This is a genomic window from Pseudomonas sp. NPDC089996, assembly GCF_044748405.1.
GTDB lineage: Bacteria > Pseudomonadota > Gammaproteobacteria > Pseudomonadales > Pseudomonadaceae > Aquipseudomonas.
In genome coordinates this window covers 1-2,369 of sequence record NZ_JBIVGA010000037.1, presented here as the reverse complement: position 1 = coordinate 2,369, position 2,369 = coordinate 1, and the positions used below count along the sequence as shown (strand labels likewise).

Genomic DNA, 2,369 nt, shown 5'->3' with positions numbered 1-2,369 from the left:
CGCGCGGGTAGCGAGCCAGTCGTGCTGAACGTGAAGTTCGGCGACGTCACCCACCAGGTCACCTTGGACTCGACCGGCCACGGTTCGCTGACCGTGGCCAACCCGAACGGCGAAGACGTGTTCGTCGACGCCGGCAGCCTCACCGTCAATGTGCTGGGCGGCACGGGCGGTGGCTACGAGAAGATCGGTGCTTCGACGGGCAGCGTCCAGGTCAACGATACCGAGACCCCGGTCACTGCCGTGGTCACCGCAGCAGCGGTCAACGAAGGCCAGGACATCACCTTCAACTTCGCAATGAGCACTGCCCCGCGTGCGGGTAGCGAGCCAGTCGTGTTGAACGTGAAGTTCGGCGACGTTACTCACCAGGTCACCCTGGACGCAACCGGCCATGGTTCGCTTACCGTAGCCAACCCGAACGGCGAAGACGTGTTCGTCGACGCTGGCAGCTTGAGCGTTAACGTGCTGGGCGGTACAGGCGGTGGTTACGAGAAGATCGGTGCTTCGACTGGTTCTGTTGACGTGCGTGACACCGAAACGCCGGTCACTGCCGTGGTCACTGCAGCTGCGGTCAACGAAGGCCAGGACATCACCTTCAACTTCGCGATGAGCACCGCGCCACGCGCGGGTAGCGATCCTGTCGTCCTGAACGTGAAGTTCGGCGACGTGACTCACCAGGTCACCCTGGACGCAACCGGCCACGGTTCGCTGACCGTTGCCAACCCGAATGGCGAAGACGTGTTCGTCGATGCCGGCAGCCTGAGCGTCAACGTGCTGGGCGGCACCGGCGGTGGCTACGAGAAGATTGGTGCCTCGACGGGCAGCGTCCAGGTTAACGATACCGAGACGCCGGTCACCGCAGTTGTGACTGCTAACCCAGTCAATGAAGGCCAGGACATCACCTTCAACTTCGCGATGAGCACCGCGCCACGTGCCGGTAGCGAGCCGGTTGTCTTGAATGTGAAGTTCGGCGATGTCACTCACCAGGTCACCCTGGATGCATCCGGCCATGGTTCGCTGACCGTAGCCAACCCGAACGGCGAAGACGTCTTCGTTGACGCCGGCAGCCTCTCCGTCAATGTATTGGGCGGTACCGGTGGTGGTTACGAGAAGATCGGTGCTTCGACTGGTTCTGTTGACGTGCGTGACACTGAAACGCCGGTCACTGCCGTGGTCACTGCAGCTGCGGTCAACGAAGGTCAGGACATCACCTTCAACTTCGCGATGACTACCGCGCCACGCGCGGGTAGCGATCCGGTCGTGCTGAACGTGAAGTTCGGCGACGTTACTCATCAGGTCACCCTGGATGCAACTGGCCATGGCTCGCTGACCGTGGCCAACCCGAACGGTGAAGACGTCTTCGTCGACGCCGGCAGCCTCTCCGTCAATGTATTGGGCGGTACCGGTGGCGGTTACGAGAAGATCGGTGCTTCGACTGGCAGCGTCCAGGTCAACGATACCGAGACTCCAGTCACTGCCGTGGTCACAGCAGCTGCGGTCAACGAAGGCCAGGACATCACCTTCAACTTCGCGATGAGCACTGCCCCACGCGCGGGTAGCGATCCGGTTGTCCTGAACGTGAAGTTCGGCGACGTCACCCACCAGGTCACTCTGGACGCAACCGGCCACGGTTCGCTGACCGTAGCCAACCCGAACGGCGAAGACGTGTTCGTCGACGCCGGTAGCCTCTCCGTCAATGTCTTGGGCGGCACGGGCGGTGGTTACGAGAAGATCGGTGCTTCGACTGGTTCTGTTGACGTGCGTGACACTGAAACGCCGGTCACTGCCGTGGTCACTGCAGCTGCGGTCAACGAAGGTCAGGACATCACCTTCAACTTCGCGATGACTACCGCGCCACGCGCGGGTAGCGATCCGGTCGTGCTGAACGTGAAGTTCGGCGACGTTACTCATCAGGTTACCCTGGATGCAACTGGCCATGGCTCGCTGACCGTAGCCAACCCGAACGGTGAAGACGTGTTTGTCGATGCCGGCAGCCTGAGCGTCAATGTGCTGGGCGGTACCGGTGGCGGCTACGAGAAGATCGGTGCTTCCACTGGTTCTGTTGACGTGCGTGACACTGAAACGCCGGTAACTGCTGTCGTTACTGCAGACCCGGTGAATGAAGGTCAGGACATCACCTTCAACTTCGCGATGACTACCGCGCCACGCGCGGGTAGCGATCCGGTCGTGCTGAACGTGAAGTTCGGCGACGTCACCCACCAGGTCACCCTGGATGCAACCGGCCACGGTTCGCTGACCGTGGCCAACCCGAACGGTGAAGACGTGTTCGTCGACGCCGGCAGCCTCTCCGTCAATGTATTGGGCGGTACCGGTGGTGGTTACGAGAAGATCGGTGCTTCGACTGGCAGCGT

Annotated in this window: 1 protein-coding gene; it reads left to right on the top strand. The window is 61.6% G+C overall.

The window, feature by feature from the left end; genetic code table 11:
- Window positions 1–21: 21 nt before the first annotated feature.
- A partial coding sequence (locus ACIPW4_RS27210; RefSeq protein WP_400663745.1) for a hypothetical protein occupies window positions 22–2,369 on the top strand: 2,348 nt, incomplete at its 3' end.